Below are 23945 nucleotides of genomic sequence, written 5' to 3'. Positions count from 1 at the left end.
CGGGCAACCGGAAGCCGCCCTTCCCGCGACGCGCCGCCGGGAATGGGCGGCATCCCCCGCGTTCCCGGGGCAGACTGCACCCATGCTGGGGCTACCGGACGACATCCGCGCTTTCCTCTTCGACCTCGACGGGGTGCTCACCCAGACCGCCACGGTGCACGCCGCGGCCTGGAAGGACACCTTCGACGCCTTCCTGCGCGCCGAATCCGCCCGTACCGGCGGTCCGTTCGTCCCCTTCGACGCCGTCACCGACTACGACACCTACGTGGACGGCCGCCCGCGGCTGGACGGCACCCGCGCCTTCCTGCACAGCCGGGGCATCGACCTCCCCGAGGGCACCGAGGACGACCCGCCGAACACCCGTAGCGTGCAGGGCGTAAGCCGGGCCAAGAACGACACCGTGCTGCGGCTGATCCGCGAGCAGGGCGTCGCCCCGTACGACGGCTCGGTCGCCTACGTGCACCGGCTGCGCGCGCTGGGACTGCCCCGCGCGGTGGTCTCCTCCAGCGCCAACTGCCGGGACGTGCTGCGCTCGGCGGGCATCCTGGACCTCTTCGACGTGATCGTGGACGGCGTGGTCGCCAAGCAGCGGTCCCTGCCCGGCAAGCCCGCCCCGGACACCTACCTGTACGCCGCCCGGGAGCTCGGCGTCGAACCCGCGCACGCCGCCGTCTTCGAGGACGCGCTGGCCGGGGTCGCCTCCGGCCGGGCCGGCGGCTTCGGCGCGGTGGTCGGGGTCAACCGCACCGGGCAGGCCGCCGAACTGCGCCGCGACGGCGCCACCGTGGTCGTCGACGACCTCGCCGAGCTGCTGGGGGAAGACGAGCGATGAGTCCTGCCGACAACTTCGCCATCGACCCCTGGCAGGTCACCGAACACGGCGTGGACCAGGACGCGTTGGCCCGCGCCGAGTCCGTCTTCGCGCTCTCCAACGGCCACATCGGCCTGCGTGCCAACCTGGACGAGGGCGAGCCGCACGGCCTGCCCGGCACCTACCTCAACGGCGTCTTCGAACTGCGTCCGCTGCCGTACGGCGAGGGCGGCTACGGCTACCCGGAGTCCAGCCAGAGCGTCATCAACATCACCAACGGCAAGATCATCCGGTTGCTGGTGGACGACGAGCCCTTCGACCTGCGCTACGGCGAACTGGTCAGCCACACCCGCTGGTTGGACTTCCGCGAGGGCCTGCTGCACCGCGACTGCGAATGGACCTCCCCGGCCGGGCGGACCATCCGGGTGCGCTCCTCCCGGCTGGTCTCGCTCACCCAACGGGCCATCGCCGCCGTGGAGTACACCGTCGAGGCGGTGGACGGGCCGGTGCGGATCGTGCTCCAGTCCGAGCTGGTCGCCAACGAGCAGCTGCCCGGCGGCCCGGAGGGCGATCCGCGCGCCGCCGCCGTGCTGGAGGCGCCGCTGCAGGCCGAGGCGCACCACGCGAGCGGCACCAAGGCCGTCCTGGTGCACCGCACCCGGTTCAGCGGCATCCGGGTCGCCGCCGGAATGGACCACGTCATCGAGGGTCCGGAACGGCTCGACACCGTCGCCGAGGCCGAGGCCGACCACTGCCGGATCAGCGTCACCACCGTGCTCGCCCCCGGACAGCGGCTGCGGCTGGTCAAGTTCATGTCCTACGGCTGGTCCGGCACCCGCTCGCTGCCCGCCGTCCGGGACCAGGTCGAGGCCGCGCTGAACGCCGCCCGCTACACCGGCTGGGACGGGCTGGTCGCCGAACAGGCCGACTACCTCAGGGAGTTCTGGGAGACCAGCGACGTCGAGATCGAGGGCGACGTCGAACTCCAGCAGGCCGTCCGGTTCGCCGTCTTCCACGTGCTGCAGGCCGGCGCCCGCAGCGAGGAACGCGCCATCCCCGCCAAGGGGTTGACCGGCCCGGGGTACGACGGGCACAGCTTCTGGGACACCGAGACCTTCGTCCTGCCGGTGCTCACCTACTGCCTGCCCGGCGCCGTCAACCAGGCGCTGCGCTGGCGGCACACCACGCTCCCGCTCGCCCGCGAACGCGCGGCCCAACTCGGCCTGTCCGGAGCCGTGTTCCCCTGGCGGACGATCCGCGGCGAGGAGTGCTCCGGGTACTGGCCGGCCGGCACCGCGGCCTTCCACATCGGCGCCGACATCGCCGCCGCGGTCGCCCGCTACGTCCGGGCCAGCGGGGACGCGGAGTTCGAGCGCGACTACGGCCTCGAACTCCTGGTGGAGACCGCCCGGATGTGGCGCTCGCTCGGCCACCACGACAGCGCCGGGAAGTTCCGGATCGAAGGCGTCACCGGTCCGGACGAGTACAGCGCCGTCGCCGACAACAACGTCTACACCAACCTGATGGCGCAGACGAACCTGCGCGCCGCCGCCGAGGCCGCCGTCCGCCACCCGCGCGAGGCGGACGCGCTCGGCGTGGACACCGAGGAGACCGCCGCCTGGCGCGACGCCGCCGCCGCGATGTACGTCCCGTACGACGAGGACCTGGGCGTCCACCCCCAGGCCGACGGCTTCACCCACCACCAGGTGTGGGACTTCGAGTCCACCCCGCCGGAGAAGTACCCGCTGCTGCTGCACTACCCGTACTTCGACCTGTACCGGAAGCAGGTGGTCAAGCAGGCCGACCTGGTGCTCGCCATGCAGGTCCGCGGCGATGCCTTCACCGACGAGCAGAAGGCCCGCAACTTCGCCTACTACGAGCGGCTCACCGTCCGCGACTCCTCGCTCTCCGCCTGCACCCAGGCCGTGATCGCCGCCGAGGTCGGCCAGCTCGACCTCGCCTACGACTACACGGCCGAGGCGGCGCTGATGGACCTCCACGACCTCGGCGGCAACACCCGCGACGGCCTGCACATGGCTTCGCTCGCCGGGGCCTGCATCGCCCTGGTGGCCGGCTTCGGCGGGCTGCGCGACCACGGCGAGACGCTCGACTTCCGGCCCCGGCTGCCCTCCGGGCTGATGAAGCTGAGCTTCTCGCTGCTGGTCCGCGGCCACCTGCTCGGCGTCCGGATCGCCCACGACGGCACCACCTACACCCTGCGCCGGGGCGAGGTGATCCACCTGCGGCACGACGGCGAGACGGTCCAGGTCAAGGCCGGCTCCCCGGTCACCCTGCCCACCACCGCCCCGCCCGCCCAGGAGCGCTGCATCCAGCCCCCGGGCCGCGAACCGGCCCGCCGCCAGCCCCAGGCGGGCCTGGCCGCCGGGAAGCTCGGCCAGCATGACCACCTGGCGGCGGAGTAGCCGGGCCTGCCGGCGGCGGAGTGGCCGAGCCGTCCTGCACCGCAGTGGCCGGGCCGGCCGCTCGCCTGTTCGGGCCCGCTCCGGATGCGGAGCGGGCCCCCGCGCCGGAGGGTGGGCACGTCCTGTGACAACCGGCGCCCGGCTGACGCCCGGCGCCCGGCGAAGGGGAGCACCCGTGGCGACCGTGGCCGAACAGATGGTGGAGGTGCTCCGGCAGGCCGGGGTGGAGCGGGTCTACGGCGTGGTCGGCGACAGCCTCAACCCCGTGGTGGACGCGATCCGCCGGGCGGACGGCATCGGCTGGGTGCACGTGCGCAACGAGGAGGCCGGCGCCTTCGCGGCCGCCGCCGAGGCCGAGCTCAGCGGCCGCCTCGCGGTCTGTGCCGGCTCCTGCGGCCCCGGCAACACCCACCTGATCCAGGGCCTCTACGACGCCCAGCGCAGCGGCCTGCCGGTGCTCGCGCTCGCCTCGCACATCCCGTCCGGGCAGATCGGCACCGGCTTCTTCCAGGAGACCCACCCCGAGCGGGTGTTCACCGACTGCAGCAACTGGTGCGAGATGCTCTCCACCCCCGCCCAGCTGCCCCGGCTGCTGCGGGTCGGGATCCAGCACGCGCTCGGCTCGCACGGCGTCTCCGTGCTGGCCTTCCCCGGGGACGTCGCCGCCCTCCCCGCCGCCGGGCCGACCGGCAGCAGCCACTTCCTCACCGAGCAGGCCGTGGCCGCGCCGCCCTGGTCCCAGGTGCAGGAGCTGGCCCGGCTGCTGAACGCGGCCCGCCGGGTCGCCCTGTTCTGCGGCGCCGGGGTGCGCGGGGCGCACGCCGAGGTGATGGCGGTCGCCGAGGCGCTGAACGCGCCGGTCGGGCATTCGCTGCGCGGCAAGGAGTGGATCCAGTACGACAACCCGTACGACGTCGGGATGAGCGGCCTGCTCGGCTACGGCGCCTGCCACGAGGCGCTGCACTCCGCCGACCTGGTACTGCTGCTCGGCACCGACTTCCCGTACGACTCCTTCCTGCCGCAGGCGCACACCGTCCAGGTCGACCACGACGCGACCCGGCTGGGCCGGCGCACCGCGCTGGAGCTGGCCGTGCACGGCGACGTCGCGGCCACCCTGCGGGCCGTCCTGCCGCTGCTGGACGCGAAGCCGGACCGGTCCTTCCTGGACGGCATGCTGCGCAAGCACTGCAAGTCGCTGGAGGACGTGGTCGGCGCCTACACCCGGGACATCGAGAAGCACCTGCCGATCCACCCCGAGTACGTCGCCTCGGTGCTGGACGAAGTCGCCGCCGAGGACGCGGTGTTCACGGTCGACACCGGCATGAACAACGTCTGGGCCGCCCGCTACCTCCAGCCCAACGGCCGCCGCAGGGTGATCGGCTCCTTCCTGCACGGCTCGATGGCGAACGCCCTCCCGCACGCGATCGGCGCCCAACTCGCCTGCCCCGGACGGCAAGTGGTCGCGATGGCGGGCGACGGCGGGATCGGCATGCTGCTCGGCGAGCTGCTCACGGTGGCCAAGTACCGGCTGCCGGTGAAGACGGTGGTCTTCAACAACGGCGCGCTCGGCATGATCAAGCTGGAGATGCTGGTCTCCGGCTACCCGGAGTCCGAGATCGACAACGGGGACGTGGACTACGCGGGCATCGCCCGGGCGATGGGCATCCAGGCCAAGCGGGTCACCGAGCCGGCCCGGGTCCGGGAGGTGCTGGTGGAAGCGCTGGAGCGGCCCGGACCGGTGCTGGTGGACGTGGTCACCGACCCCAACGCGCTGTCCATCCCGCCGCGGATCACCGCCGCCCAGGTGAAGGGCTTCGCGCTGGCGGCCGGGAAGACGGTGCTGTCGGGCGGGGTCGGGCGGATGGTCGACCTGGCGCGCAGCAACCTGCGCAACGTCCCGCGGCCGTGAGCGGGGCGGGGCCGGATCCGGACCGGCTCCGACGGTTTGCCCCAGAGGCAAAATTCTTGCCCCGACGGCACGGCGGGTGTCCACTGGTCACATGACCAGCAGCTCCACCGGCACCCCCGCCGACGGCCGGCAGTCCGACGACCGGCAGTCCGACGGCCGGCAGATCGACGACCAGGAGGTCGCCGGCCTCGCCGCCCGCCTCCGTGAGCACCGGCTCAGCAGCCGGCTCACCCTGGAGGTCGCCGCGGGCCGGGTCGGCCTCTCCCCAGCCTATCTGTCCCGGCTGGAAACCGGCCGTCGACAGCCCTCGCTGCCCGTCCTGCTCGGCCTCGCCCGCGCCTACGGCACCTCGGTCTCCGGGCTGCTCGGCGAGACCATGGCCGAACCGGACCCGGTGGTCCGCGGCGGCGCCATCGAGCCCGGCCGGGCCGGGGGTTGGGGCTACCGCCGGGCCGGTGCCCCCGGCCGCGCCATGCAGGCCCTGCGGGTGCACGTCCCGCCGGGCGTCCAGGACGCGGTGGTCCGGGTCCACCCCGGCGAGGAGTGGCTGTACGTCCTGCGCGGGGAGCTGAAGGTCACCCTCGGCGACCGCGTGCACCACCTCGCCCCCGGCGACTCCGCCCACTACGACTCGCTCACCCCGCACTGCATCGCCGCCGAATCCGACACCGGCGTCGAACTGCTCTTCATCCACACCCTGTTGCAGAGCCCCGGCGGCGAACTCTGCCTCGGCGGCGGACCCGCCGCGAGCCACTGACCTGCCGTCGGACCACCCGGAGGAGATCACCATGGCCGATCCCACCACCACCGGCACCACTGCCGACACCGCCACCGGTGCCGTCCCCGTCGGTGCCGTTCCCGTCGGTGCCGTTCCCGTCGGAGCCGCCGACACCGCAGCCGGCCCGAAGACCATGGACGCCGGCAAGTGGGCCAACAAGCGGGTCTACCTCCGCCTGGTCATCTACACCGCGGGGATCCACGCCTTCGCCGGCTTCATCATGCTGCTGTTCGAACTGGGCAGCCGCAACAAGTAGGTGGACCCTCCGGACCCTCCTGCCGGGCGCCCGCCCGGACATGGTCAGCCCCTCAAGGCCCCTCGAGGCCCCTCAGGCCCCGCGGAGCACCCCGCAGAGGGCCCCCAGGGCCGCCGGGAAGGCGTGCTCCGGCGGGGTCCCGTAGCCGATCACCAGCGCGGGACCGTCCTCCTCCGCCGTCCCCGGCACCTCCGGGTCGGCGCGGTGCCAGGCGAGGCCGCTGAGGGCCAGCCCGGCGGCCTCGGCGCGGGCCAGCAGTTCGGCCTCCGGCGTGGAGCCGGGCGGGAGTTGAACGACAGCGTGCAGACCGGCCGCGATGCCGGTGACCCGCACCCGCGGGGCGTGCTCGGCGAGCGCGGCCACCAGCCGGTCCCGGCGGCGCCGGTAGTGCAGCCGGCACCGCCGCACGTGCCGGTCGTACGTCCCCGAGGTCATCAGCTCGGCCAGGGTCAGCTGGTCGAGCACCGGGGACATCGTGTCGGCCAGCACCTTCAGCCGGGCCACCGGTTCGACCAGCGCGTCCGGCAGGGCCAGCCAGGCCAGCCGCAGGCCCGGGGCCAGGCTCTTGGCGGCGGTGCCCGCGTACACCACCCGCTCCGGGTCGAGCGCCTGCATCGCGCCGAGCGGTTGCCGGTCGTAGCGGAACTCGCCGTCGTAGTCGTCCTCGACCACGTACCGGTCCTGCTCGCGCGCCCACCGCACCGCGGCCGCCCGCCGGTCGGCGGACAGCGGCGCACCGGTGGGGTACTGGTGGGCGGGGGTGAGCAGGGCGGCGGCGGAGCCGGCGTCCAGCCGGTCGACCAGCGCGCCCTCGCAGTCCAGCGGCAGCGGGACGGTGGCCAGCCCGGCGGCCCGCACCACGGCGTGCTGCGGCGGCAGCCCGTACCCCTCCACCGCGAGCGACCGGGCCCCGCGCTCGCGCAGTGCCGCGCACAGCAGGGCGAGGCCCTGCTGGAAGCCGCTGCAGATCAGCAGGTGCTCCGGGTCGGTGCGGACCCCGCGGACCCGGGCCAGGTAGTGGGTGAGCGCCTCGCGCAGCTCGATCCGGCCGAGCGGGCCGCCGTAGCCGAGCGCCTCGTGCGGGGCGGTGGCGAGGGCGCGGCGGGCGGCGGCCAGCCACGCGGTGCGGGGGAAGAGCGAGAGGTCGGGCCGCCCCGGCATCAGGTCGTGCCGCACGCTCCGGTGCGGACCCCCGGCCGGTGCGGACCGCTCGCCCCGCACCGGCACGGCCCGGCGCGCGACGGTGGTGCCGGACCCCTGTCGCGAGCTGAGCCACCCTTCGGCGGTGAGCTGCCCGTACGCCTCCACCACCGTGTTGCGGGCGATCCCGAGGTCCTCGCCGAGCGCCCGGGAGGACGGCAGCCGGGTACCGGGCGCCAGCCGTCCGTCCTGCACCGCCTCGCGCAGCGCGTCCTCCAGCGCCGCCCGCAGGCCCGCGCCGGCACCGCGCCGCTCGGTGAGGTCCAGATGCAGATCGCCGCCGAAGGAGGTCCAGGAGCCGTTCACGGGCCCCATTCTCGCCTGTCGGGCGCGGCTCCGGGCGCGGCTCCGGGCGCGGCTTCGGGCGGGGCGGCGGGCGCTCCGTGTCGAGGTGTCGAAGTGGTCGAGGCGGTGGCTGCCCTCCGTCGGGTCCGGCAGAATCGGGGCGGGGTTCTCGGGGCTCCCGGGGTTGCTGGGGCTGCCGGGTGCTCGGGGTGGGCGGTGTCCGTCACCGGTTCGACGGATCCCGACGCGAGGATGTGACAGATGAGCGGGGAAATCTCCCGAACGGAGCTGCTGGCCGCACGGTTCGAGGCCGAGCGGCCCCAACTGCGCTCAGTGGCCTACCGGATGCTCGGCTCGGTGGCCGAGGCGGAGGACGCCGTCCAGGAGGCATGGCTCAAGCTGAGCCGCAGCGACACGGACGGGGTGCGCAACCTCGGGGCCTGGCTGACCACCGTGGTCGGCCGGGTGTGCCTGGACCAGCTGCGGTCCCGGGCCTCCCGGCGGGAGGACCCGCTGCCCGAGCAGGACGGGCAGGTGCGGCTGCCGGACCCGGTGGTGAGCGGGCCGGCGACGCCGGACCCGGTGCACGAGATCCTGGTCGCCGACTCGGTGGGGATCGCGCTGATGGTGGTGCTGGAGACGCTCTCCCCGGTGGAGCGGGTGGCCTTCGTGCTGCACGACATGTTCGACGTGCCCTTCGACGGGATCGCCGAGGTGCTCGGCCGGACCGCCGCCTCGACCCGGCAACTGGCCAGCCGCGCCCGCCGCCGGGTGCAGGGCGCCACCCCGGCGGCCGACACCGACGACGGTCTCAAGCGCGGGGTGGTGGAGGCCTTCCTGGCCGCCTCCCGGGGCGGCGACTTCGACGCCCTGCTGACGGTGCTCGACCCGGAGGTGGTGGCCCGCTCCGACGGCGGCACGCTGGTGCCGAGCGTGCTGCGCCGGGGCGCGGCGGACGTCGCCGCCCAGGCGATCGCCTTCGCCCGGTTCGCCGCCGACGGGCGCCTGGTGCTGGTCAACGGCTCGCCGGGGGTGGTGTCCTTCGCCGGGGGCCGTCCGCTGTCGGTCATGTCCTTCACGATCCACCGGGGCCGGATCACCGGCCTGGACATCCTCACCGACCCGGCCCGCCTGGCCGCGCTGGGGCTCGGTGCCTAGAACGCCCTCGGGCCGTCCGGCAGTTCGCCGGACGGCCCGAGGGCTGTCGTCGATCAGGCGTCGGTCAGGCGTCGGTCAGCGGCCGGTCAGCCCAGGCCGCCGGTGGCCCGGAGGTTCTGCCCGGTGATCCAGCGGGCGTCCGGCCCGGCCAGGAAGGCGACCACGTCGGCGATGTCCTCGGGCTGTCCGAGGCGGCGCAGCGGGGTCATCGCCGCGACCCGGTCGAGCGCCTCGGGCGGGTTGGTGCCGCGCAGCAGGTCGGTGTCGGTGGCGCCGGGGGAGACGGTGTTGACGGTGATGCCGCGCGGGCCGAGTTCGGCCGCGGCGACGGCGGTGAGCTGTTCGACGGCGCCCTTGCTGGCCGCGTACGCGGCGATGCCGGGGACGGGGCGCGCGGTGTTCACGCTGGAGATGTTGACGATCCGTCCGCCGTCGCGCATCCGGCGGGCCGCGTAGCGGACGGTGGCGAACACGGCGCGGGTGTTGACGGCCAGGACGGCCTCGAAGGCCGTGTCGTCGAGGTTCGCGAGCGGGGTGGGCGTGAAGGACTTCGCGGCGTTGTTCACCAGGATGTCCAGCCCGCCGAGCCGGTCCTCGGCCTCGGCCATCAGCCGCTCGGCGGCGCCCGCCTCGCCGAGGTCGGCCCGTACCGCCCAGGCGCGGCCGCCGGCCGCCGCCACCGCGTCGACCACCGCTTCGGCGGCTGCCCGGTCGGTGGCGTAGCCGAGGACGACGTCCGCGCCCTCGCGCGCCAGCCGTTCGACGATCGCCCGTCCGATGCCCCGCGAGCCGCCCGTGACGACCGCCGCTCTTCCCTCGGCCACCTTGCGCACCTGTCCTCCCACCGTGAAGTCGCTTGCCCTGTCGGTGACATCGTCGCCGAGGCGGGCGGGCAGCGCGCGCAGATTTCCGGCGTCGAGGGGCTCCGGCGTCGAGGGGCTCAGACGGAGAGGGGCTCAGACGGAGAGGTAGACCGCGCTGCCGAGGCCGGCCAGGAAGCAGTACACCGCGAACGGCGTCAGGCTGCGGGTCTCGAAGTACTTGGTGAGGAAGCGCACCGAGATGTAGCCGGCCACGAAGGCGGCGACGCTGCCGGCCGCGACCGGGCCGAGGACGGAGGAGTTCTCCGGCTTGAACAGCTCGGGCACCTTGAGCGCCGAAGCGGCCAGGATGACCGGGGTGGCGAGCAGGAAGGAGAACCGGGCGGCGTCCTCGTGGTGCAGTCCGCGCAGGATGCCGGCGCTCATGGTGACGCCGGAGCGGCTGATGCCGGGGAACAGCGCCAGGATCTGGGCGGCGCCGATCCAGGCGCCCTGGCCGAAGCTGAGCTTGGTCAGCCGGACGTCGGAGGCGACCGCCGGGTCGAGGCCGGGCTCGTCGACGGGGGCGGCGTACCCGGCCCGGCGGCGGCCGCTGCCGCCGCGCTTGAGCCGTTCGGCGCCGAGCAGCACCAGCCCGTTGACGGCGAGGAAGACCGCGGCCGGCAGCGGCTTGCCGAGCGCGTGCCGCAGGGCCTTCTCCAGGACGAGGCCGGCCACGCCGACCGGGATGGTGGAGATGATGAGCAGCCAGGTGAGCTTCTCGTCCCGGGTCTCCACCCGGCGGTGGCGGATCGAGCTGACCAGGCCGCCGACCACCCGGACCCAGTCCCGCCAGAAGAAGACCACCAGGGCGAGCGCGGTGGCCAGGTGCAGGGCGACCAGTGCGGCGAGGTAGGAGGATCCGTCGGCGGTCATGTCGAGGTCCTGTTGGATCTTCCCGCCGATCACGGCCGGGAGCAGGATGCTGTGGCCCAGGCTGGAGACCGGGAAGAGTTCCGTCACACCCTGCAGCAGGCCGACGCCTATCGCTTCCGGGTAGGTCAGGGTGGACATCGCGCACCTTCGCTCGGGGGTCGGTGGTCGCCGGATTCCGGTGGCCACGGCGAAGCTACTACGGGCATGTAGACGCCTGGCAGCCCTGCTTCCAGAAGTTCATCGAGCGTATGTCCGGGCGTCATCGGGGCCGGTTCACCCGAACAGGGCGCCGGCCACCGTGCCCAGCAGGCTGCCGCTCGGCACGGCCCGGTGCACGGCGCCGCCGAGCAGCAGGCCGGCGGTCGCCGCGAGCGGGACGCCCAGCAGCGGCAGGGTGACGGCCAGCAGGGCGGCCAGTACGGCGGACGGGCGGGGTGGGCGCTCCATCGCGGTCCTCCATCGGGTGCGGGGGTCGACGGAGGCCCACGATGCCGCCTCCCGCAGCGTCAGGTTCAAGTCCGTTTCCGGGACTTGCTCTGGACGTCCGACCGGGATGCGCGTCCGGCCGGGACGGACTGAGATGCATGTTCGACCGGGACGGACGGAGATGCACGTCCGACCGGGACGGACGTCCGTCCGGTTCAGACCGCCACCCGCCGCCACCCCGACCCGTCGGCGGGCACCGGCGCGGTCGCGAAGTCGTAGCGCAGCAGCTCCGGTCCGAGCGCCAGCAGGGAGATCGAGGAGGAGCCCCAGATCCGCCCGTCGCCGAAGTCCCGTCGCTGGATCAGCGCGGCGTCCTCGTCCGGCGCCAGCCCGTCGCCGGTGACGATCGGCAGCCAGCCGCCCCAGGCCCGTCCGGTCGGGCCGTCGGCGGTGGGCCGCGGCCGGGGTTCGGCGCGGAAGCGGGCCCGGAAGTGGTCGGCGCGGGCGGCCATCAGCGAGCGGATCCGCTCGGAGGCGGTGCGGTTGGCGGCCAGGCCCTCCAGCCCGTCGTTGACCACCACGCTGAGCCCGGTGGGCAGTTCGTGCTCGTCGAGCCGCCCGCCGCCCCAACTGCTGACCCGGGCGCCGTCGGGGCGGACCTGCACGAGGTGGAAGGGGTCGTACGGGGTGAGGTCGAGGTGGCCGATCCCGCCCTCGCGGACGGCGGTGGGCGGCAGTTCGCCGCGGCTGAGCCGGGTGTCGGCGGGGGCGGGCGGGCCGAAGCCGTTCAGCAGGCAGGCGGCGGTGCGCCGGGTGGGGTCGACGGCCAGCCAGGTGCCGCCGGCCGCGAGGTCCAGTCCGCCGAGCAGTTCGGGCCGCTGCGGCCAGTGGCGGTCCGGTGGCAGCCAGGCGCGTCCGAGGTACTCGTCCCGGACGGAGAGCAGCAGTACCGGTACCGCTGCCTCCGGCTCGATGCTGATGAACGCCGTGCACACGGTCGTGTTCCCCCTGACCCCTTCGTGCGGAGATCCACCAGCGATCCTCGCACGCCTGTTCGTGCACCGGAAGTGGCCCAAGGAAACGCCGGCCGAATGCACCAGGGGCGCGGGCCAGTGGGCTCCTAGGCTGGCCATCGTGACGACGAACGTGACGACGAACGAGACGACGAACGAGACCGCCCGCACGAACGGGGCCGCAGCCGACCCCTCCGGCACCCCCGTGCCCGCCCCCGAGCAGCGCCTGCAGATGCCGCGACTGGCCCCCGAGTTCTACCAGGCCATGATCGCCGTGGACCGAGCCTCCCGGCAGGGCCTGGACCCGGTCCTCGCCGAGCTGGTCAAGGTGCACGCCTCGATGATCAACGGCTGCGCCTTCTGCATCGACATGCACGCCACCGACGCCCGCAAGAACGGCGAGCAGGACCACCGCCTGGTCTCCCTCCCCGCCTGGCGCGAGACCCCCTGGTTCACCGCCCGCGAGCGCGCCGCCCTGGCCCTCACCGAGTCGGTCACCCTGCTGACCCAGGGCCACGTGCCGGACGCCGTGTACGCCGAGGCCGCCGCGCACTTCGAGCAGGCCGAACTGGCCCAGCTGATCGCGCTGATCGCCACCATCAACGCGTGGAACCGGATCGGCGTGTCCACCCGCATGAGCCCGGCCGCGAAGTGAGCGGGGCAGCGATGACCACCCAGCGGGAGAAGGCCCGGCTGCTCCGGGAGTTGCACCGTCCGGGCGAGCCGCTGGTGCTGGCCAATGTGTGGGACGCCGCGAGCGCCCGGCTGGTGGCCGTCGCCGGGGCACGGGCGCTGGCGACGGCCAGTGCGAGTGTGTCCTGGTCGCTCGGCAGCGCGGACGGCGGCGGCGCCGACCGCGAGCAGGTGCTGGCGCGCACCGCGGACGTGGTCCGCTCGGTCGAGCTGCCGGTCTCCGCGGACCTGGAGAGCGGCTACGCGGACACCCCGGCCGGGGTCGGCGAGACGGTCGCCGCGCTGCTCGCCACCGGCGCGGTCGGGGTGAACCTGGAGGACGCGGACCACGCCCCGGAGCAGGCCGCGGAGCGGGTCGCGGCGGCCCGGGCGGCGGCCGACGCGGCGGGCGTCCCGCTGTTCGTGAACGCCCGCACCGACGTCTTCCTGCACGGCATCGGCGAGCCGGAGGGCCGGCTGGACGAGTCGGTCCGCCGGCTGCGGGCGTACGTCGAGGCGGGAGCGGACGGCGTGTTCGTCCCCGGCGTCGACGACCCGGAGACCATCGCGGCCCTGGTCGCGGCCGTCCCGGTCCCGCTGAACGTGCTGGCGGCGCCGGGCTCCCCCTCGGTCGCCGGGCTGGCGAAGCTGGGCGTGGCCCGGATCAGCCTGGGCCCGGGCCTGGCCAAGATCGCGTACGCGGCGGTCCGCCGGGCGGCCGAGGAGGTGTACGCGAGCGGCACGTACACCTCCCTGGATGGCGGGCTGACCTACCCGGAGCTCAACGGCCTCTTCACGGGCTGAGCGTGCCGGGCCGGACCCCCTGAGGGGCGGGAGCGGGCGGCCGGCCGGACGGGGGTCGGTCAGCCGCCCGCTCCGCCGCCCGTCGGGGTGCCCCGGGGCGGCGGACGGTCAGCCGATCTGCCCGCTGAGCCCCGGGTGGGACATCTGGTTGGTGCCGATGGCCTCCACCTCGTCGGCGGTGTGCCCGACCACCGGGAGCTTGCCCGCGGTCTGCAGGGCCAGGTCGGCGGGGGAGAGGGTGAGACCGTCCGTGAGGCCGCCGGTGGCGTCCGGCGAGCTGGCGGTCTGGCTGGCGGCGGAGGCCGCCGGGACGGCGAGGGCGAGGCCCGCCATGGTGAGGGCGGCGAGGGTGGCGAGTTTCTTCATGCCCTGCCGAACGACCGGGCGGCCCTCAGGTAACCGGGTGACGGCGAGCGTCACCCTGCCACCGCCGCCGTCGCCCCTCCGCAGGCCGTTCCCCGCAGACCGTTCCCCTCCTCAGGCCGTCCCCCTCAGACCGTCACCCGCAGCGTCCGCACGCTGTTGCTCACGAACGAGCCGATCGGCTCCGGCCGTTCGCCCTCCGCCAGGGCCAGCGCCGGGAACCGTCCGAACAGGTGCCGCAGCGCCGTCTCCGCCTCCAGCCGGGCCAGCCCCGAGCCGAGGCAGAAGTGCGGGCCGTGCCCGAGCGACAGGTGCCGGGCGGGCTGCCGGGTGAGGTCGAAGCGGTCGGCGTCCGGGTAGTGCCCGGCGTCGCGTCCGGCCGCGGCGTACGAGGCGAGCAGGGCTTCGCCGCGGTGGATCACCACGTTGCCGACCTCGATGTCCTCGCTCGCGTAGCGCAGCGGGAACTGGCCGACCGGTGAGTCGTAGCGCAGCGTCTCCTCCACCACTGCGGACCACGGCTGCGCGCCGTCCAGCACCAGCCGCAGCTGGTCGGGGTGGGCGAGCAGGGCCCGGACCGCGTTGGTGATCAGGTTGAGCGTGGTCTCGTGCCCGGCGACCAGCATCAGCAGCAGGGTGCCGACGAGTTCGGCCTCGCTGAGCCCGTCCCCGTCCCCGTCCCCGTTTCCGTCCCCGGCCTCGCGGACGGCGATCAGGTCGGTGGTGAGGTCGTCGCCGGGCACCGCCCGCTTGGCGGCGACCACCGAGGCCAGCAGTGCGTTGAGGTCCCGCTGGGCGGCGAGGGCCGCCTCGGGGGTGGCGGAGCTGGAGACCAGGGTGTCGGAGAGCTCGTGCAGTTCGTGCTGCTGCTCCGCCGCGAGGCCGAGCAGTTCGCCGATCACCTGCATCGGCAGCGGGTAGGCGAAGTGCTCGCGCAGGTCGAACTCGCCCTCCAGCCGGGCGACTTCGTCTAGCAGGGCGAGGGTCCGGGCCTCGATCGCGGGGGCCAGGGCGGCTATCCGGCGCGGGGTGAAGGCCTGGCTGACCAGGCCGCGCAGCCGCTTGTGGTCCTCGCCGTCGGCGGTGATCATGCCGGGCACTGCGACGAAGTTGAGCAGCGGCCAGCCGTACGGCAGCCGGCCCTCCCGGAAGGTGGTCCACAGCTGGGGGTTCTTGCCGACCCGGGGGTCGGCGAGCAGCGCCTGGAGGGTGTCGTGGTGGGTTACCGCCCAGACCACCACCCCGCCAGGGAGCTCCACCAGGACGGCCGGGCCGGCTGCCCGGAGCCGGGCGTTCTCCCCGTGCTGGTCGCGCCCGAAGGGGTCGAGCCGGACGGGGGCGGACCGGACGGGGTCGGGCCGGACGGGCTCGGGGCGGGGGCCGTGGGAGTCGTCGGCGGTGTCCATGCGGGCCTCTCGGGGGCTGGCGGGCGGGGCGGGGTGAAGGCGCTGTACAGCACCGGAAGGGCGACCAGGGCCCGCGACCACGGCGACGGCCGCCAGGCCAACTCGCCCGGCGGTACGGCAAGTTGGAGGTCCGGCAGGCGGTGCAGCAGGGTCTCGATCGCGGTCTCGACGATGATCCGGGCCGGGTGCTGGGCCGGGCAGACGTGCCGGCCCGCGCCCCAGGCGAGGTGGGCCCGGTTGCCGCCGAGCGAGCCCTGGGCGGCCGAGGCGGAGCCCTGGGCGGCCGGGTCGGCGTTGGCCGCGGCCAGGCCGAGCACCAGCATGTCGCCGGCGTTGATGTACTGGCCGCCGAGCACGGTGTCGCCGGTGGCCCAGCGGCCCGGGAAGTTCTGGGTCGGCGGGTCGCGCCAGAGGACCTCCTCCAGCGCGTCGGAGACGGTCAGCCGCCCGCCGGTCAGGGTGGCCCGGAAGCGGCGGTCGGTGAGCAGCAGCCGCAGGGTGTTGCCGATCCAGTTGATGCAGGTCTCGTTGCCGGCGACCATCATCACCACCAGGTGGTGCGCAGCCTCCTCGTCGGTCAGCGCGGCCGGGTGGGCGAGCAGCCAGGAGGTCAGGTCGGCATCGGGGGCGGCGCGGCGGTGCCGGACCAGTTCGCTCAGGATGGTCTGGAACTCCCCGGCGGCACGCACCGATTCGAGCCCGCTGTCGACGAAGTGGCTGATCAGCTCGATCATCCGGGGCCCGCTGGCGGGGGACAGGCCGATCAGCTGGGTGGAGACCAGCAGCGGCAGCGCGCGGGCGTACTGGCCGATCAGGTCGGCGGTGCCGTCCGGGCCCCAGCTGTCGATCAGGCCGTTGGCGGCGGCCTCGGTGGTCTCGCGCAGCTGCCGGTGGTCGATCTGGGCCAGGGTGTCCGAGACGGCGGCGCGCAGCCGCTGGTGCTCGGCGCCGTCCAGGTTGAGCAGGGTGGGCCGCCAGGCGGTCATCGGCTGGAGCCGCGAGTCGGGGGCCAGCCGGCCCTCGGCGGGGACCCGCCAGTGCCGCGAGTCCTTGGAGAACAGCGCCTCGTTACGGGTGAGTTCGAGCAGTTCGCCGTAGCCGAGGACGAGCCAGGCCTCGACCCCGGGCTCCAGCTCGATCGGCGCGACCGGACCGTAGCGCTCGCGCAGCCGGGCGTACAGGCCGTGCGGGTCGTCGGCGACGGCCTGGCCGTACAGCGGGGTGAGCGGGGCGCCGACCGGTAGCCCGCCGCCGGGCAGTCCGCCGCCGTACGGGGCGCCGGGCGGGTTGCCGTACGGGCCGGTGCCGTAAGGGGTCCCGGTGCCGTGCGCGACCGGGCAGCCGGAGGCCCGCGGGGGTTCGGGGGCGCTCACGGCTGGAGCTCCAGCAGCGAGCTGCGGTGCAGGTGGTCGACGAAGTCGATCAGCAGGTCGTAGGACTGCCGCCGGTCCCGGGCGTCGCAGTACAGGATCGGCACCTCCGGCAGCAGGTCCAGCGCGGAGCGCAGCTCCTCCTCCGGGTAACTCGGGGTGTCCGGGAAGGTGTTGACCGCCACCGCGAAGGGGATGCGCTGCTCCTCCAGCCGGCCGAGCACGTCGAAGCTCTCGTCCGGCCGGCGCAGGTCGACCATCGCGATGGCGCCGAGCGCGCCCCGCGACAGGTCGTCCCAGAGCGGCCAGAACCGCTGCTGCCCGGGGGTGCCGAACAGGTACAGCGCGAGCCGGGAGTTGAGCGTGATCCGGCCGAAGTCCAGCGCGACCGTGGTGGTGGTCTTGCCGCTGCGCCCGGTGAGGTCGTCCACGCCGCTGCTGGCGGCGGTCATGGTCTCCTCGGTGCGCAGCGGGGTGATCTCGCTGAGCGAGCCGACCAGGGTGGTCTTGCCGACCCCGAACGGGCCGGTGACCAGGATCTTCACCGCGCCCTGCACCGAGGACGGCAGGTACTGCGGCCCGGCCGGGGTTCCGGCGGGGGCTTCAGCGGAGTTGGCGGAGGCCAACGAGCACCTCTTCCAGGAGGGTTGTGGGCAGGCGTTCGGCCTGCGGGACGGGCGGGAGCACCTGCACGGCGCCGAGGTCCCAGAGGTCGCCGACGAGCACCTTGACGACGCCGAGCGGCAGCCCCAGGTGGGCCGCCACCTCGGCGACGGACAGCAGGCTGTGGCAGAGCCCGAGGATGCGCCGGTGCTCCCGGTTGAGCAGGACGTGCTCGGGCAGTGCCGGGGGTTCGGGCACCCCTAACGGTCCGGGCAGGGCGCTGACCAGGCTCTCGATGGCCAGGTCGGCGCGGGTGGGGCGGCTGCGCCCGCCGGTGATGACGTAGGGCCGGACCGGCCCGTTCACCGAAGGCCCCCCGCCGCGTGGTCGACCCGCGGCGGGCTGGTGAGGTGGGTGCCGATCCGCTCGACCAGGACCTGCATCTGGTACGCGACCAGCCCGGCGTCGACCGCCTCGCCGGTCACCACGGCCAGGTGGGCGCCGGCCCCGGCGGCGACGATGAACAGGTAGCCGCCGCCGTACTCGATGATGATCTGGCGGGTGGCGCTGCCGGGACCGCCGAAGCCGGTCGCGACGCCGCGGGCCAGCGACTGCAGTCCGGAGCAGGCGGCGGCGAGCCGTTCGGCGTCCTCGCGGGCGATGTCGGTGCTGCGGCCGATCTCCAGGCCGTCGTTGGAGACGACGACGGCGTGCTGGACCTGGGGGACGGCGATGATGTCGGCGAGCAGCCAGCCGAGATCGGGGGTGGTGGTCATGGAACTCTCCGGAGCGCTGGGGACGTCGGGGGGAAGTCGGGGAGGACGGGGGAAGCCGGGGGAGGCGGGACGGGACGGTTCACGGGACGGGACGGTTCAGTGCAGGCCGGGCGGGCCCTGGGCCCGGCTCCGGGCGGCCGACCGGCCGCTGGCGGTACCGGCCTGGAACATCGCCATGAACGCCTGGGCGTCCCGGGCCGAGCGGTACGGCGGTTCGGGCGGCGGGGGAGCCGCGTGCTGGGCGGGGCGGTTCGCGCGGTCGCGCCGGTGGCTCCGGCGGGGCAGCGGCGGCGGGGTGTTGTCGGCCGCGGCGGGCCGGCCGGTGGGCGGGGTCTCCACCAGTGGGTGACCGGCGCCGGGGTGGTCGTAGTCGTAGCCGGTGGCCGGTCGCGGGTCGGGGGTGAACGCCCGGTCGTCCGGCCCGAGTCCGGGGACGGTGGGCGGCAGCGGTTCGGTGAGCAGGGCGTTCGGCAGCAGGACGACGATGCGCACGCCGCCGTACGGTGAGGGCGCCGAGCTGAGGGTGACCCGGAAGCCGTAGCTCTCGGCGAGCCGGCCGACGGCGGCCAGCCCCAGCTGCGGCACCTCGCCGAGCCGGGAGACCTCCAGGCTGCTGCCCCCGGCGAGGGCGGCGGCGGCCTTGGCGACGGCCTGTTCCGGCATGCCGACGCCGCCGTCGTCGATCTCGATGACCGCGCCGTTGTGCACCGGCATCAGCGTGACGAACACCTGGGTGCTGGGCGGGGAGTATCGGGTCGCGTTGTCCAGCAGTTCGGCGACGGCGTGGATCAGCGCCTCGGCGGCGGCGCCGACCACCGCGGTCTCGATCCGGCTGCGCACGACCACCCGCTGGAACGGCAGGATCCGCGACTGGGCGCCGCGCACCACGTCCTCCAGCGAGACCGGCTCCGGCCAGTGCCGCCCGGCCCGGGCGCCGCACAGCACGGCCAGGGTCTGGGCCAGCCGGGCCTGTTGGGCGGCGGCGTGGTCGGCCTTGAGCAGGCCCTCCAGCAGCGCCGGGTCGTCGTGGGTGCGCTCCATCTCGTCGAGCAGCGCCTGCTGGTCGTGGGCCATCACCAGGATCCGGCGGGCGACGCTGAGGAAGGCCCGCTGGCTGGAGGCGGTGAGCTCCTGCTCCTGCTGGGCGGCGGCCAGGTCGGCGCCCCGGCGGGAGAGTTCGGCGGTCAGCTGCTCCTGGAGCCGGGCGAGTTCGCCCTCCAGCCGGTCGACCCGGCCGCGCTGGGTGACGGACACGGCGCGGTACCGCGCGGCGGCCACGAGGGCGAGGACGGCGAGCACGCCGGTAGCCGTTGCGCACCACTGAGTCATCGTCACGCCGCGAATTCTAGGGTGATGATCCTACGAAGGTGTGAACGGATCTCGCCATGTGACTTGATCTCGTCAATATCGAGTCAATACGCCGCCGTCCCGGCGTCGTTCGACCCCGATCCCGGGCCGCTGACGTGCCGTCCGATCGTTCGTCCAGGGCCTTTCGACCTGCTCGACGGCACGCATGTCGGCCGATTGACGTCCTGGGATGTGGGGGACTCGTGCGCACGGTGTTGCCGAAGGGGTCACATCCGGTGCAGGAGCACTGCGGTGCGGGAGCGCGGTGTCAGCTGCCGGACGGCATCCGGTGCAGGAGCAGCAGCGCCACGTCGTCCGGCCGGGAGCGCCGCTCCGTCACGTTCAGGGTCAGCAGGTCGGCCAGCCGCTCCAGCGCGGGCGCCGGGCCGATCCGCCCCGGGCCGGCTTGCCGGGCCCACAGCTCCAGCCCGCCGATCATCCGGTGCACCGACTCGTCGTAGTCCTCCTCGCGGTCCTCCACCAGCCCGTCGGTGTAGGCCAGCAGCGTCTCCCCGCCCGCCAGCCGGTCGGTGGTCAGCGGATACGGCTGCCCCGGGTCCACGCCCAGCGGCGGGCCGCCCGGCAGCTCCAGCTCGACGGCCGTGCCGTCGGCGGCGATCCGCACCGGCGCCGGATGCCCGGCCCGGGCCGCGGCCAGGCGGCCGTCGGCCGGGTCCAGGGTCAGGTAGAGGCAGGTCGCGAACAGCTCGGTGTCCAGCTCGGCCAGCAGCCGACTGGTCCGGGCCAGCGTCGCCGCCGGGTCGTGCCCGTCCGTGGCGTACGCCCGCAGGCCGCTGCGCAACTGGCCCATCACGGCGGTCGCCTCGGCGTTGTGGCCCTGCACGTCGCCGATCACCAGCCCGATCCGGCCGTCCGGCAGCTTCAGCAGGTCGTACCAGTCGCCGCCGATCTGCATGCCCTCGGTGCTCGGCAGGTAGCGGGCGGCGCTGGCGATCCCCGGCAGCCGGGGAAGGGTGCGCGGGAGCATCGCGCGCTGCAGCTCGCCGGCCCGGTGGTGGTGGGTGTCGTACAGCCGGGCCCGCTCCAGGGACTGCGCGAGGATGCCGGCGAAGGTCGAGTACAGGGTGCGGTCCGCGCGGCTGAACGCGCGCTCGGCGGCGAAGGTGATCAGGCAGGAGCCGACCTGCCGGCCGGAGGCGACCAGCGGCAGCACCGCCCAGGCGGCCGGGGAGTCCGCCCGCACCGGCCCGGCGCCGGGCTCGCTGAACAGCGGGGCCGAGCGGGCCGGCGAGTGCGGCATCACCTGCTCCGAGAGGTCCGCCAGCCGGGTCAGCTCGGCCCGCCGGGGCCCGCCGTACACGGTGTGCGAGACCGGCAGCAGCCGGCCCTCGTCCACCAGGTCCAGCACGATGCCGGCGGCGCCGAGGGCCGGACGGGCGACGTCGGTGACGGCGGTGGTGACGTCCCGAACGGTCACCGCCCGGGACAGCGCCCGGGTCAGCGACAGCAGCAGCGCCGTCCGGGCCCCGGTCGGGTCGTGCGGCGGCTCGGCGTCCCGGGGCGGGCGGTGGTCCACGTCGGCGAGCAGCCCGGCCATCCGCACCGGGCGGCCGTGCACGTCCAGCATCACCTCGCCGGACTCCTCGACCCGCGCGACCTGCCCGCCCCCGCGCAGCACCCGGTAGCCGATCCGGTAGCGGCCGCCGCTCGCCAGCGCCTCCGCCAGGGCGGCCTGCACGTCCGGCAGGTCCTCGGGGTGGACGAGTCGCTCCAGCTCCGGGGCGGCCCCGTCCGGGGCGACGGGCCGGCCGGCCACCGCGAAGGCGGCGGCGTCCCAGTGGCTCTCCCCGGTGACCAGGTCGCGCTCGAAGGCGCCGTGCCCGGCGGCCCGCACCGCGAGCGACAGCAGCGGGTGGGCCGGCGCGGCGTCCGGGGTGGCGGAGGCCCGCTCCCGGGGCCGGTCGGCGGTGTGGTCGAGCTTGTGGTCCAGCAGGTGGTGCAGCCGGTGGGCGCAGGCCCCGGCGATCGTCTCCAGCACGTCCAGATCGCGGCCGGGGACGGTGCCCCGGTGCGCCAGGGTGAGGGCCAGCACGCCGGTCGGCCGCTCGTCCACCACCAGCGGGAGGGAGACCACGGCGACCATCCCGGTCCCCGGACCGGCGTCGCGGTTCGGGTAGTCGATGCCGGTGTGCTCCGGGCCGAGCAGGTACGGGCGGCGCAGCCTCAGCGCCATCGCGGCGGGCAGGTCGCCGGCCGGGTCGACCAGGCCGTAGCGCTCGTGCGCCCGGTCCGGCAGTCCGTGCGAGGCGGTCAGCCGGAGCATCCCGGCGGAGTCCAGCAGGTACAGCGCGGAGCCCTCGCCGGTGATCCAGTTCGGGCCCTCGGCGAGGACGGTGCCGAGCAGCTCGGCGGCGCTGGTGCAGCCGAGCAGCAGGCGCACGCAGCGCATCGGGCTGCGGACGGCCGGACTGCCGGCCGGTGTCCGGCTCTCGTCCTCGGGGATGGGCACTGAATCTTCATACCCCATTTCCGGAGTCGGCGGCCGTCGCCCGACCCGGGTGCCTCAGCCGGCCGCGGCCGTGCCCAGCCGTCGCACCAGCACCAGCGTCCGGTCGTCCGCCACGTCCTGCGCCACCGCGTGCACCAGCCGCCCCGCCGCACCCCGGACCAGCTGCTGCTGGGGCCGGTGGGTGCGCACCTCCGGCTCGGCCGCCGCCAGCAGCCGGCCCACCCCCTCGTCCAGGTCCCGGCCCGGCACCTCCACCAGGCCGTCACTGAACAGCAGCAGCGAATCCCCGTACGCCAGCCGCCCCGACGCCGCCGGGTACGGCGCCCCCGGCACCAGCCCCAGCGCCGGACCGCCGTGCTCCGACGGCACCCAGCCCGAACGCCGGCAGAACCGCACCGGCGGCGGATGGCCCGCGTTGAACAGTCGGTAGCGGCCCGTCGCCGGGTGCAGCGCCAGGTGGACGGCCGTGGCGAAGTCGTCCTCCCAGCCCATCCGCATCAGGTGGTCGTTGGCCGCCGGCAGGAACGCCTCCGGCGGCACCCGGCCCAGCAGCATCGCGAACGCTCCCGACAGGTGCGTCGACCGGGCCGCCGCCCGGCTGCCCTTGCCGGACACGTCCACCAGCACCAGCTCCAGCAGGTCCTCCTCCGGCCGGTGCGCGCACAGCAGGAAGTCGCCTGAGAACGACGCGCCACCCGCCGGGGCCAGCGCACTGTCGAAGTGCCAGTCCAGCAGTCGCTCCGGCAGCCGCGCCAACGCCCGGTTGTGCTCCGCCAGCTCCAGCAGCATCGAATCGCCCTGGGTGCCGCGCAGCCCCAGCCGGTCCCGGAACCGGTTCGCCGTCAGCACCGTCGCCCCCGTCGCCGCCAGCACCACCGTCACCCCCAGCCGCACCCCGTGCGGGTCCTGCACCACCGCCCCCAGCAGACCGCCCGCCAGCGCCGCACCCACCAGCACCCGCAACTGCCCGCGCCGCAGCACCATCCCGCCACCCACCACCGGCAGCACCAGCGCCGACGGCGGCCACCCGTACGGCAGCAGGATCGGCAGCACCCCCAGCAGCACCGTCACTCCGAGCAGCACCCCCAGCGCCACCCGCCCGGCCCGGACGTCCCCGTCCAGCAGCCGGCCGTACCACCGCCGCACCCTTGCTATCAGTGCGGGCACCCGGGACCTCCGCGAAGGCGTGGGCGGTCCCCTGTCATGACCACCAGTCAGCCGGGCCACACTAACCCCTCCACCCCCAGCCCCCACCTCCCTCCCCGTCCACAGGAAGCCACCCGGCCCGCCTCCCCACCCACGCCCCGCACCCCGATCCGCGTGCCCCGAAAGGGGCGCGGGGAACTGCGCGCACCGGAAGACCCTGAAGTCCCAGCCGACCACCACAGCCATCCGGCTCCCGGTCGCCCGAAGTCGGCCCGTCCGACTTCTCGTGCCCGCCAGCACGTCCCGGTTGTGCCGGTGCCGCTGCCCGGTCCGGCCCCGCGTGTCCTCCGGCGCCGGAAGTCGACGGGGCCGACCTCTCGTGCAGCCCTATGCCTCGGCGGTTCCGGGCCAGGTGTGGAGGCCGGTGGTGAGGGTGGTGATGAGGCGGTCGTGGGTGGTGGTGAGGTCCTCGGCGAGTTGGAAGGCGCCGCCGATGGTGAGGGAGGCGAAGCCGTGGGCGAGGGAGCGGACGGTGCGGGCGGCGTGGATGGCTTCGGAGCCGTCGAGCCCGTACCCGCGGAGGACGGCGACGATGACGCCGACGAGGCGGGTGGCGGCGCGGGTGAGGTCGTCGTCGGGCTGGGGGGCCTGGGGGAGGGCGGCGTAGCGGTGGGGGTGTTCGGCGGCGTAGGCCTGGTAGGCGCGCAGGACCGCGCTGACGGCGTCGTCCCCGCTGCGGCCGACGGCGGCTTCGGCGAGCCGGTCGGCGAGTTCTTCGGTGACCCGGACGGCGACCAGGCGCCGCAGTTCGCCGAGGCCGCCGCTGACGTGCTTGTACAGCGAGGGGGTGGCGACGCCCGCCCGGGTGGCGACGGCGGCGAGGGTGAGGGCTTCGGAGCCCTGGTCGTCGATGAGGGCGAGGGCGTGGTCGACGACCTGGTCGGGGGTCAGTCCTACGCGGGGCATGGCTTCGGGTTCTCCGTGGGGGCGAGG

At 74.8% G+C, this 23945-nt stretch carries 23 protein-coding genes; 8 read left to right on the top strand and 15 right to left on the bottom strand.

From position 1 onward, the window contains the following. Positions 1-82 precede the first annotated feature (82 nt). The 5 genes from ABTY61_RS26470 (at position 83) to ABTY61_RS26450 (ending at position 6177) form a co-directional block, all read left to right on the top strand. Complete coding sequence (locus tag ABTY61_RS26470) at positions 83-832, top strand: HAD family hydrolase (protein WP_350507573.1); 750 nt, start codon at positions 83-85, stop codon at positions 830-832. After that, positions 829-3234, top strand: a complete 2406-nt coding sequence (locus tag ABTY61_RS26465; RefSeq protein WP_350507572.1) for a glycoside hydrolase family 65 protein — start codon at positions 829-831, stop codon at positions 3232-3234. The genes ABTY61_RS26470 and ABTY61_RS26465 overlap by 4 nt, the downstream gene beginning before the upstream one ends. A 175-nt stretch (positions 3235-3409) precedes the next feature. Then, positions 3410-5143: a pyruvate dehydrogenase gene (locus ABTY61_RS26460; RefSeq protein WP_350507571.1), complete on the top strand. Its 1734-nt coding sequence runs from the start codon at positions 3410-3412 to the stop codon at positions 5141-5143. Between the two features lie 91 nt (positions 5144-5234). Next, complete coding sequence (locus ABTY61_RS26455; protein ID WP_350507570.1) at positions 5235-5900, top strand: helix-turn-helix domain-containing protein; 666 nt, start codon at positions 5235-5237, stop codon at positions 5898-5900. A gap of 31 nt (positions 5901-5931) precedes the next feature. Beyond that, positions 5932-6177, top strand: a complete 246-nt coding sequence (locus tag ABTY61_RS26450) for a DUF6126 family protein (RefSeq protein WP_350507569.1) — start codon at positions 5932-5934, stop codon at positions 6175-6177. Positions 6178-6249: 72 nt separating this feature from the next. Here the strand turns inward: ABTY61_RS26450 and pdxR are convergent, their stop codons facing one another. Continuing rightward, on the bottom strand, positions 6250-7692 hold the full coding sequence (pdxR, locus tag ABTY61_RS26445) for a MocR-like pyridoxine biosynthesis transcription factor PdxR (protein WP_502895438.1): 1443 nt from the start codon (positions 7690-7692) through the stop codon (positions 6250-6252). Between the two features lie 231 nt (positions 7693-7923). Between pdxR and ABTY61_RS26440 the strand changes: the two genes are divergently transcribed. Further along, a complete protein-coding gene (locus tag ABTY61_RS26440; RefSeq protein ID WP_350507567.1) occupies positions 7924-8820 on the top strand; it encodes a sigma-70 family RNA polymerase sigma factor in 897 nt (298 codons plus the stop codon). 86 nt (positions 8821-8906) lie between these two features. On the opposite strand, the gene ABTY61_RS26435 is transcribed toward ABTY61_RS26440, so the two are convergent. The 4 genes from ABTY61_RS26435 to ABTY61_RS26420 form a co-directional block, all read right to left on the bottom strand. Beyond that, on the bottom strand, positions 8907-9644 hold the full coding sequence (locus tag ABTY61_RS26435; protein ID WP_350507566.1) for a glucose 1-dehydrogenase: 738 nt from the start codon (positions 9642-9644) through the stop codon (positions 8907-8909). Between the two features lie 132 nt (positions 9645-9776). Continuing rightward, a complete protein-coding gene (locus tag ABTY61_RS26430) occupies positions 9777-10694 on the bottom strand; it encodes an undecaprenyl-diphosphate phosphatase (RefSeq protein ID WP_350507565.1) in 918 nt (305 codons plus the stop codon). Between the two features lie 135 nt (positions 10695-10829). Further along, positions 10830-11003 (bottom strand): hypothetical protein, encoded by a 174-nt coding sequence (locus ABTY61_RS26425; RefSeq protein ID WP_350507564.1) that lies wholly within the window; start codon positions 11001-11003, stop codon positions 10830-10832. Between the two features lie 194 nt (positions 11004-11197). After that, complete coding sequence (locus tag ABTY61_RS26420) at positions 11198-11977, bottom strand: NRDE family protein (RefSeq protein ID WP_350507563.1); 780 nt, start codon at positions 11975-11977, stop codon at positions 11198-11200. 136 nt (positions 11978-12113) lie between these two features. Here ABTY61_RS26420 and ABTY61_RS26415 point away from each other — a divergent pair, with 136 nt between their 5' ends. Beyond that, complete coding sequence (locus tag ABTY61_RS26415; protein ID WP_502895439.1) at positions 12114-12650, top strand: carboxymuconolactone decarboxylase family protein; 537 nt, start codon at positions 12114-12116, stop codon at positions 12648-12650. 11 nt (positions 12651-12661) lie between these two features. Further along, positions 12662-13471 (top strand): isocitrate lyase/PEP mutase family protein, encoded by an 810-nt coding sequence (locus ABTY61_RS26410; RefSeq protein ID WP_350507562.1) that lies wholly within the window; start codon positions 12662-12664, stop codon positions 13469-13471. Positions 13472-13579: 108 nt separating this feature from the next. Here ABTY61_RS26410 and ABTY61_RS26405 read toward each other — a convergent pair whose 3' ends face one another. From ABTY61_RS26405 to ABTY61_RS26360, 10 genes are all read right to left on the bottom strand, one after another. Further along, on the bottom strand, positions 13580-13837 hold the full coding sequence (locus ABTY61_RS26405; RefSeq protein WP_350507561.1) for a hypothetical protein: 258 nt from the start codon (positions 13835-13837) through the stop codon (positions 13580-13582). A 125-nt stretch (positions 13838-13962) separates the two neighbouring features. Further along, entirely contained in the window at positions 13963-15093 is a 1131-nt protein-coding gene (locus ABTY61_RS26400) for a cytochrome P450 family protein (protein WP_350507560.1), read from the bottom strand. Beyond that, positions 15057-16613, bottom strand: a complete 1557-nt coding sequence (locus ABTY61_RS26395) for a cytochrome P450 (protein ID WP_350507559.1) — start codon at positions 16611-16613, stop codon at positions 15057-15059. The genes ABTY61_RS26400 and ABTY61_RS26395 overlap by 37 nt, the downstream gene beginning before the upstream one ends. Further along, the gene (locus ABTY61_RS26390; RefSeq protein ID WP_350507558.1) at positions 16610-17236 is read right to left on the bottom strand and encodes a GTP-binding protein; all 627 of its coding nucleotides are present in this window, start codon (positions 17234-17236) and stop codon (positions 16610-16612) included. Before ABTY61_RS26390 ends, ABTY61_RS26395 begins: the two co-directional genes overlap by 4 nt. Continuing rightward, positions 17214-17579, bottom strand: coding sequence for a DUF742 domain-containing protein (locus ABTY61_RS26385; protein ID WP_350507557.1), 366 nt, complete (start codon positions 17577-17579; stop codon positions 17214-17216). Before ABTY61_RS26385 ends, ABTY61_RS26390 begins: the two co-directional genes overlap by 23 nt. After that, on the bottom strand, positions 17576-17989 hold the full coding sequence (locus ABTY61_RS26380) for a roadblock/LC7 domain-containing protein (protein WP_350507556.1): 414 nt from the start codon (positions 17987-17989) through the stop codon (positions 17576-17578). Before ABTY61_RS26380 ends, ABTY61_RS26385 begins: the two co-directional genes overlap by 4 nt. A gap of 96 nt (positions 17990-18085) precedes the next feature. Then, positions 18086-19318, bottom strand: coding sequence for a sensor histidine kinase (locus tag ABTY61_RS26375; RefSeq protein ID WP_350507642.1), 1233 nt, complete (start codon positions 19316-19318; stop codon positions 18086-18088). A gap of 286 nt (positions 19319-19604) precedes the next feature. Continuing rightward, a complete protein-coding gene (locus ABTY61_RS26370) occupies positions 19605-21806 on the bottom strand; it encodes a SpoIIE family protein phosphatase (RefSeq protein WP_350507555.1) in 2202 nt (733 codons plus the stop codon). A 54-nt stretch (positions 21807-21860) separates the two neighbouring features. Continuing rightward, complete coding sequence (locus ABTY61_RS26365) at positions 21861-22973, bottom strand: PP2C family protein-serine/threonine phosphatase (protein WP_350507554.1); 1113 nt, start codon at positions 22971-22973, stop codon at positions 21861-21863. A 366-nt stretch (positions 22974-23339) separates the two neighbouring features. Then, positions 23340-23918, bottom strand: a complete 579-nt coding sequence (locus tag ABTY61_RS26360; RefSeq protein WP_350507553.1) for a TetR/AcrR family transcriptional regulator — start codon at positions 23916-23918, stop codon at positions 23340-23342. Positions 23919-23945: the final 27 nt, after the last annotated feature.

This window comes from Kitasatospora sp. NPDC096128 (genome assembly GCF_040303105.1).
In the GTDB taxonomy this organism is placed as follows: domain Bacteria; phylum Actinomycetota; class Actinomycetes; order Streptomycetales; family Streptomycetaceae; genus Kitasatospora.
The sequence above is the reverse complement of the archived record's forward strand: the minus strand, read 5'-3'. Positions and strand labels throughout refer to the sequence as shown.